Raw genomic sequence first — 7,943 nt, forward strand, 5'->3', positions numbered from 1 at the left:
GTGGTGATGACGACCAAGGTGGTGATGACGACCAAGGTGGTGATGATGACCAAGGGGGTGATGATGACCAAGGGGGTGACGATGACCAAGGGGGTGACGATGACCAGGGTGGTGATACGGTTAATCCAACTCCAGTTCAAAGTGGTGGATCAGGCGGTGGTAGTGCCGGAGTTTGGCTACTGCTGATACTTTCTCTGACATTGCTAAGTTCTAGAGTGAGTGTAAGGAAGGCATAGGTTCTTCCTGAAGAGAATGGGGCTTCGGCCCCTTCTTTTTTGCCCTTTGTTTATCCGCATGTTTTCACCCGTTTAACTTGTCTTTTCTCTGTCAGTGGTTAAACTATGCGCACTTTTACTTATGACCCCGTAAGGTCAGAGTTTTTATGCGTTTAGAAGATTTTCATTTCGATTTACCTGATGAGTTGATTGCTCGTTATCCCACCGAACAGCGTTCTGCCAGTCGTTTATTGTGTCTAGATGGTCAAACTGGTGCTGTCAAGCATAAGCATTTCTATGAGCTGGTCGATCTGCTCAACCCCGATGACCTATTAGTTTTTAATGATACTCGAGTTATTCCCGCTCGCTTATTTGGCCAGAAGGTCACTGGCGGTAAGCTTGAGATTCTGATTGAGCGTTTGGATTCGGATGTTGAGGCGATTGCTCATGTCCGTTCTAACCGTACTCCTAAACCTGGTTCAGAGTTTGTCCTGGAAAACGGCTTTAAGGTATTGATTACAGGTCGTAAAGAGGCCTTGTTCAGTCTTAAGTTAATGGACGGTGACTGGCAGACGGCCATGACAGCCGTTGGACACATGCCGCTACCGCCTTACATTGACAGGGAAGATGAGATTGCCGATAAAGAGCGCTATCAGACGGTCTACAGCAAGGTGGAGGGCGCCGTTGCTGCGCCGACTGCCGGCCTTCATTTTGACGATGAGCTGTTGCAGAAAATTCGCGACAAAGGTGTCGACTCTGCTTTTGTAACGCTACATGTTGGTGCCGGTACTTTTAGTCCGGTTCGAGTAGAGAACATTACTGAGCACAAGATGCACTCAGAATGGTTCGAGGTTTCGCAAGAGGTTTGCGATAAGGTCAATGACACTCGTCAAAAGGGTGGGCGTGTCATTGCCATTGGTACCACTTCGGTGCGCTGCTTAGAGTCTGCTTCAATTGACGGCTCTATCAGGCCGCATATGGGTGAAACCGATATTTTTATTTATCCTGGCTATCAATTTCGCTCGGTAGATGCGCTCATTACCAATTTCCACCTGCCTGAATCTACTTTGATGATGCTTGTCAGCGCTTTCGCAGGCAAGGAACATATTATGAACGCCTATGCCGAGGCTGTTAGAGAGCAGTATCGTTTCTTTAGTTACGGTGACTCCATGTTTATCCACCAAATTCAGCCCCAATCAAGACTGAAAGAGGTAAGACTAGTCAAAACAAGCAGTGCTGTCAGTGCAGGCAGTTTAAGAGAGAATCAAGATGCAATTTAAATTAAATACAACTGACGGTATGGCGCGTAGAGGTGCAATCACTTTTGAGCGTGGCACCATTCAGACACCTGCCTTTATGCCGGTTGGAACCTATGGCACCGTAAAGTCGATGACGCCTGAAGAACTGAAGGAGATTGGTGCTGAAATCATATTGGGCAATACATTCCACCTCATGTTGCGCCCAGGCACTGACATTATTGAGATGCATGGCGATCTGCATGATTTTATGCACTGGGATAAACCTATCCTGACTGATTCCGGTGGTTTTCAGGTGTTCAGCCTTGGAAATCTACGCAAAATTACTGAGCAGGGTGTTGAGTTCAGATCGCCAGTCAATGGTTCTAAAGTATTTCTAGGCCCTGAAGAGGCAATGGAAGTTCAGCGTAAGCTGGGTTCGGATATTGTGATGATCTTTGATGAATGCACACCGTATCCGGCCACTGAGTCGGAAGCTCGCGACTCAATGGAGCTTTCCCTACGTTGGGCCAAGCGTAGCAAAGTGGCTCACGAAGCCAGTAATAAAGCTGCACTATTTGGCATCGTGCAGGGCGGCATGTATCCGCATTTACGCAAAGAATCTTTGGCTGGTTTAACCGAGATTGGTTTTGACGGTTATGCAATTGGCGGTCTTTCCGTTGGCGAACCTAAAGATGAAATGCTGAAAGTGCTGGATAACCTAACTGGGGAGATGCCGCAGGATAAGCCACGCTATCTGATGGGTGTTGGTAAGCCTGAGGATATTGTGGAGGCGGTGCGCCGCGGCGTGGATATGTTTGACTGTGTGATGCCAACTCGTAATGCGAGAAATGGTCACCTTTTCACCAGTACCGGGGTTGTAAAATTGCGTAATAGCCACAATAAAACCGATACTGGCCCGTTAGATGAGGGCTGCGATTGCTACACCTGTAAGAATTATAGTCGTGCATACCTGCATCACCTGGATAAGTGTAATGAAATATTGGGTGCCAAACTCAATACCATTCATAATTTACGCTATTATCAAAATCTGATGAGTGGATTGCGAAAGGCGATTGAAACAGGTACATTGTGCGACTTTGTTGAAGATTTTTATACGAAACAGGGCAAACCTGTTCCGTCACTAACTAATTGATAATATTAAACTATAGAGGTAATTCCAGATGTTTCTAGCAGCTGCTGCACCACAAGGTGGTGGATTGATGAGCTTCCTTGTGATGTTCGTTCCTTTGATTTTAATTATGTACTTTATGATGATTCGTCCTCAGCAAAAGAAGATGAAGCAACATAAGGAAATGATTTCTAGCCTGGAAAAAGGCGATGAAGTTATGACCAGCGGTGGTATCTTGGGTCGCGTCAGCAAAATCAAAGACGACTTTATCGTTGTGACCATTGCCGATGGTATCGAAATTAAATTACAGAAGGCCTACATTGGCCAAACTCTGCCAAAAGGCACTATAAAGTCAATCGACGAATAATATTTAGCCGCCCGACTTGTTATCAGCATGTTCGGGCGGTTTCGCTTTTAATCCGGACATAAACTATGTTTACAGATCAACCCCATCAAAGATTACTACCAATCAATACCTACCCCAAGTGGAAGTATGTGTTGATGGTCTTCGTAATTGCTATCTCGCTTTTATATGCTGCGCCAAATATTTATGGCGAAGATCCTGCCGTTCAGCTGTCTGCTTTACGTGACGCTACCATTTCAGAGCAGCAGGTAGAGCAAATTGAAGCAGCCTGGCAGCAAGAAGGATTAACGGCCAAAGCTATTGAGCTGGAAGGTGATAAGCAGGTTATTGCTCGCTTCCAGTCGAATGAAGAACAGCTTAGAGCTCAGGAAATTGCGAATAAAATTTTAAACCCCAGTCTTGAAAATCAAGAGTATGTGGTGGCGCTTAATCTTGCACCTGCAACTCCTGACTGGCTGGCATCATTAGGCGGTAAGCCAATGAAGCTGGGGCTGGATTTGCGTGGTGGTATTCACTTTTTGATGCAGGTGGATATGGAGCAGGCAATGGCACGTCAGCAAGAACAGTTGCGTCGTGATTTTATTGAGACTTTAACTGCTGAAAAGCCATCAATTCGTGGTCGAGTAGAAACTATTGAAAACGGTTTGTTGATCAGTTTCAGAAGCCAGGATGATGCAGAACGTGCATATTCAGCTTTGTATAAAAACTATATTGATCGTATTGATATTAATTTAGCGGAACAAAATAGTCGTCCGGTTGTTCGCGCTACTTTTAACCAGACAAAATTGCAGGCCATTCAGGATAATGCGATTGATCAGAACAGACTGATCTTAAGTAACCGTGTCAACTCGCTGGGTGTTGCAGAGCCTTTGATTCAACGCCAGGGTAGTGACCGAATAATTGTTCAGTTACCGGGTGTTCAGGATTCGGCTTTGGCAAAACGAATTCTCGGCGCAACAGCAACACTTGAGTTCCGTCTGGTTAACCATGAGGCGGATATTGTTGCAGCACAGCAGGGACGAGTTCCTGCGGGCAGTAAGCTGTTTGACTCTGAACGTGGCCCAATCGTCGTTTATGACGAAGTACAGGTATCCGGCGAACACCTGACAGATGCATTTGCTAACTTTCATCCTGAAACGAATCAGCCAATTGTTTCGGTTAAGCTAGATGGCGAAGGTGGTGCTCGTATGCTACGGACTACTACAGCTAACCGTGGTAACTCTTTAGCGATGATTTTAAAAGAGTCAGTACCTGTTTTTGAGATCAAAGATGGCAAACGCGAACTGGTTAAATCCAATGTGGTTGAAACCTTGGTCAGCGCGCCGCGTATCAATGGTGCATTTAGTACCGACTTCTTTATCGAGGGGCCAGACTTTACTCCAGCAAATACTAAAGACCTGGCGACTCAATTGCGCTCGGGTGCTTTACTTGCGCCAACCTTTATCGTTGAAGAGCGTACCATTGGTGCATCACTGGGCGCCGAAAATATTGAGAAGGGTATCATGTCGGTCATTATTGGTTTCTCGGCCGTGGTGCTCTTTATGCTACTGTATTACAAGGCCTTCGGCCTGGTGGCTAATATCGCACTGATGCTAAACGTCGTGACCATTGTTGCCGTGATGTCAATTCTAGGTGCCACCTTAACGCTACCGGGTATCGCTGGTATTGTATTAACGGTTGGTATGGCGGTTGATGCTAACGTGATTATCTTTGAACGTATTCGAGAAGAGCTTCGCCACGGAGTTGTCCCTGCTCAGGCGATTGATAAAGGTTACTCACAAGCGCTTTCAACTATTGCTGATGCGAATATCACAACCGCTATCGCTGCGATTATCCTCTATGCAGTCGGTACCGGTGCGGTAAAAGGTTTCGCTATAACCTTGTTCATTGGTATTTTAACTTCAATGTTCACGGCAATATTAGTCAGTCGCGGCATTGTTAACCTGACTGTTGGCCATGGCAAGAAACCCAGCAAAATCTGGATTTAAGAGGAGAAATGAGATGAGTTTTTTAAATGAAGATACTAGTTATGATTTCCTCAAAGTCCGCAAATTTGCCTTTGCCTTATCGGCAATCTTAATTATTGCTTCAATAATATCTTTCTTTACCAAAGGCCTGAACTATGGTTTAGATTTTACTGGTGGTACTTTGGTTGAAGTTGGTTATGAGCAAGATGCCGACTTGGCAAAGATTCGCCAGCAGTTAGACGATATCAATATCAATGGTGCTGTTGTACAAAACTTTGGTTCTTCTAAAGTGGTACAAATCAGAATGCCTCAGCAAGACCATATTGAGAATGCTATGGTGAGTGATGTGGTGCTAAAAACCTTGGCCAGCGATGGTTCTAAAGTTATCAAGCGTGACCAATCATTTGTTGGCCCGGTAGTTGGTGAAGAGCTAAAAGAGCAGGGTGGATTAGCCATGATAGTGGCGTTGATCTGTATCATGATTTACGTTGCCCTGCGTTTCGAGTGGAAGTTCTCTGTTGGCTCGGTTGCCGCTCTAGCGCATGACGTTATTATAGTAGTCGGCTTCTTCTCTATTACATCCGTTGAGTTTGATCTTACGGTGTTGGCGGCATTGTTGGCTGTTATTGGTTACTCGCTAAACGATACCATCGTTGTCTTTGACCGTATTCGTGAGAATTTTCTGTTAATGCGTAAAGCAAGCCCTAAAGAAGTGATCAACAACTCTATCAACCTGACCTTGTCGCGTACGGTAATGACCTCGTTAACAACCATGCTGGTACTGTTGGCACTATTTTTCTTTGGTGGCCAAACGATTCACTCATTCGCAGAAGCGCTTATCGTTGGTGTCTTAATAGGTACATATTCTTCGGTATTTATTGCCAGTCCAACGACTCTTGCACTGGGTGTCAGTAAAGAAGACCTGATGCCGCCTGAAATTGAGAAAGAGGGTGAGGAGTTCGATGCTCCCTAATTGTTATTTATAGCACTTTCTTTTATAGTAAAACGGCTTAGAATCAAACTCTAAGCCGTTTTTTTTAAAGGAAATTAATTCAATGGCGCAAGAATCGCAACAGAAAGAACAAGATACCAGTAGCACACTTGCTGAACAAACACTGGGTAATATCGAAGCCTACCTTCCTGACTTTATTATACCGCTTTGGGATAAGTTACAAACCAACCCCTGGATATTATCAATTATCGTATTGGTTCTTGGCTTTTTTATTGCCAAGGGTATTCAATGGTTTATTAAGTCACTGATAGGAAAAATTGCGGAAAAAACGCCTGGCGACTTTGATGATAAGTTAGCACCGCTACTCAGTAAGACTGCATTTACCTTTATATTCTTTTTAACGGTTATTGTTTCAATTGAGGCGCTGGACCTTTCCGAAGGAATCGACAGATTTCTGAAACGATTTGTGGTTTCGATATTAATTTTGTCTTTGATGTCTAAATTACTAAAAGCCACAAAGTTAGTTCTGAATGCTCTTGCAAACAGTAAAAATAGATTCAAGTTCGTTGAAGAAAGAACCATTCCGATTCTTGATATTTCTTCCAAAATATTAATCGTTGGTGCTGCGCTTTATTTCTTAATTCTTTCCTGGGGTATCGATCCAACAGCCTGGCTAGCTTCCGCCGGTATTATTGGTATCGCGGTTGGTTTTGCCGCAAAAGACACATTGGCTAATCTTTTCTCTGGATTCTTTATCGTTGCAGACTCTCCCTATAAATTGGGTGATTACATTATTCTTGATACCGGCGAGCGAGGAAGAGTTACACATGTAGGTATTCGTAGTACTCGATTGCTTACCCGGGATGATGTTGAGATTACCATTCCAAACTCAGTGATTGGTAATGCGAAAATCGTCAATGAGAGTGGTGGGCCCTGGGAGAAAACCCGTATTCGAGTTGATGTTGGTGTGTCTTATGACTCCGACCTTGATTTCGTGCATGATGTTCTGATGGAGTTAGTAAAAGAGCGTGATGATATTGCTAACAATCCGACTCCAAGAGTTCGTTATCGTGCATTCGGTGCTTCCAGTATTGACCTGCAACTGATGGCATGGATTAACTATCCAGAACAGAAAGGTTTAATTACACATAAACTGATTATGGACATACATAAGACCTTTAGAGAGAAGGGTATTGAGATCCCATACTCAAAGCACGATTTGTATGTAAAGGAGTTTCCGATTGCTAAGGATTAGTCTTGTTATTTTTTTAGCTTTATCGCTTCAGCTTGAGGCTAACGCAGACTCGTTTGAATCTTGTGGGCTTAATGATAAAGCTCAAGAGTTGGCCAGACTTATTATTACTCACAAAGATCAAAAGCGTCCGTTTTTACAGTGTAATGCTTTATTGGCGGAGATCGCTGATAAAAAAGCCAAGGAGATGGCTAAGGAAGGAAAGGTTTCACATAATGGGCCTGGAGGTACGCCTGATAAGCGTCTTCTTAATGCTGGATACCCACTATCTCTTCCTGCATCTGTAGTGGGTACTAACCATGTAGAAGCTATTATGGGTGGTACGCCTCATGCAGTGGATGCCTTAGATTATTTTGCGAACTCTTATGCGCATCGTATACATATATTCGGTGAGCACCCATTTTATATGGAGCAATTTGAAATTGGTGTGGGCCATGCAGAGGAGTGGTACAGTCCGCATATTGACTACTGGGTGGTTTACATTGCAAAAGCTGAAAGGCCAACCATCGAGTATGATGATCGAGATCCGATGAAAGAAAGCAAATATCTTGGTGTTTATAAAAAATAAGGGGCTGATCCAGATAACTATAATTTAGTATTATCTGGAAATGAAGAAAAGTAAACTCAGCCAATACAAACAGAACCGCCTTATCGAGCACTTTGTAGCCGGCACAACAGCTCGTTGTGCTGCCCAGCTGATTGGCGTTAATGTTAAGACAGCTATTTATTATTATCAGCGTTTAAGACAGTTAATTTTTGAGCATAGTGAATCATCAGAGCAGCTACTTGGTGAGGTTGAAGTTGACGAGAGTTATTTCGGTGGTAA

The 7,943-nt window shown here is 44.0% G+C and carries 7 protein-coding genes and 2 pseudogenes; all 9 read left to right on the forward strand.

From position 1 onward, the window contains the following. Window positions 1-236: pseudogene (locus tag HUJ19_RS05625) on the forward strand (hypothetical protein); the annotation flags it as partial. 146 nt (window positions 237-382) lie between these two features. Continuing rightward, window positions 383-1,495, forward strand: coding sequence for a tRNA preQ1(34) S-adenosylmethionine ribosyltransferase-isomerase QueA (gene queA, locus HUJ19_RS05630; protein ID WP_290622726.1), 1,113 nt, complete (start codon window positions 383-385; stop codon window positions 1,493-1,495). Continuing rightward, window positions 1,485-2,606, forward strand: a complete 1,122-nt coding sequence (gene tgt / locus HUJ19_RS05635) for a tRNA guanosine(34) transglycosylase Tgt (RefSeq protein ID WP_290622727.1) — start codon at window positions 1,485-1,487, stop codon at window positions 2,604-2,606. Before queA ends, tgt begins: the two co-directional genes overlap by 11 nt. A gap of 28 nt (window positions 2,607-2,634) precedes the next feature. Further along, on the forward strand, window positions 2,635-2,949 hold the full coding sequence (gene yajC, locus HUJ19_RS05640; protein WP_290622728.1) for a preprotein translocase subunit YajC: 315 nt from the start codon (window positions 2,635-2,637) through the stop codon (window positions 2,947-2,949). Between the two features lie 65 nt (window positions 2,950-3,014). Further along, the gene (gene secD, locus HUJ19_RS05645; RefSeq protein ID WP_290622729.1) at window positions 3,015-4,934 is read left to right on the forward strand and encodes a protein translocase subunit SecD; all 1,920 of its coding nucleotides are present in this window, start codon (window positions 3,015-3,017) and stop codon (window positions 4,932-4,934) included. A 13-nt stretch (window positions 4,935-4,947) separates the two neighbouring features. Next, window positions 4,948-5,886, forward strand: a complete 939-nt coding sequence (gene secF / locus HUJ19_RS05650; protein WP_290622730.1) for a protein translocase subunit SecF — start codon at window positions 4,948-4,950, stop codon at window positions 5,884-5,886. Between the two features lie 82 nt (window positions 5,887-5,968). Next, window positions 5,969-7,120: a mechanosensitive ion channel family protein gene (locus HUJ19_RS05655; RefSeq protein ID WP_290622731.1), complete on the forward strand. Its 1,152-nt coding sequence runs from the start codon at window positions 5,969-5,971 to the stop codon at window positions 7,118-7,120. Then, window positions 7,107-7,685 (forward strand): CAP domain-containing protein, encoded by a 579-nt coding sequence (locus HUJ19_RS05660; RefSeq protein ID WP_290622732.1) that lies wholly within the window; start codon window positions 7,107-7,109, stop codon window positions 7,683-7,685. Before HUJ19_RS05655 ends, HUJ19_RS05660 begins: the two co-directional genes overlap by 14 nt. A 40-nt stretch (window positions 7,686-7,725) precedes the next feature. After that, window positions 7,726-7,943, forward strand: a pseudogene (locus HUJ19_RS05665) (IS1595 family transposase); the annotation flags it as partial.

The sequence above is a fragment of the Kangiella sp. genome, assembly GCF_014762745.1.
Lineage (GTDB): Bacteria > Pseudomonadota > Gammaproteobacteria > Enterobacterales > Kangiellaceae > Kangiella.

Bases quoted from the DNA above. Each gene is read 5' to 3' on its own strand.
- secD (WP_290622729.1), top strand. From the start codon at position 3,015: ATGTTTACAGATCAACCCCATCAAAGATTACTACCAATCAATACCTAC.
- queA (WP_290622726.1), top strand. From the start codon at position 383: ATGCGTTTAGAAGATTTTCATTTCGATTTACCTGATGAGTTGATTGCT.
- yajC (WP_290622728.1), top strand. From the start codon at position 2,635: ATGTTTCTAGCAGCTGCTGCACCACAAGGTGGTGGATTGATGAGCTTC.
- secF (WP_290622730.1), top strand. From the start codon at position 4,948: ATGAGTTTTTTAAATGAAGATACTAGTTATGATTTCCTCAAAGTCCGC.
- HUJ19_RS05655 (WP_290622731.1), top strand. From the start codon at position 5,969: ATGGCGCAAGAATCGCAACAGAAAGAACAAGATACCAGTAGCACACTT.
- tgt (WP_290622727.1), top strand. From the start codon at position 1,485: ATGCAATTTAAATTAAATACAACTGACGGTATGGCGCGTAGAGGTGCA.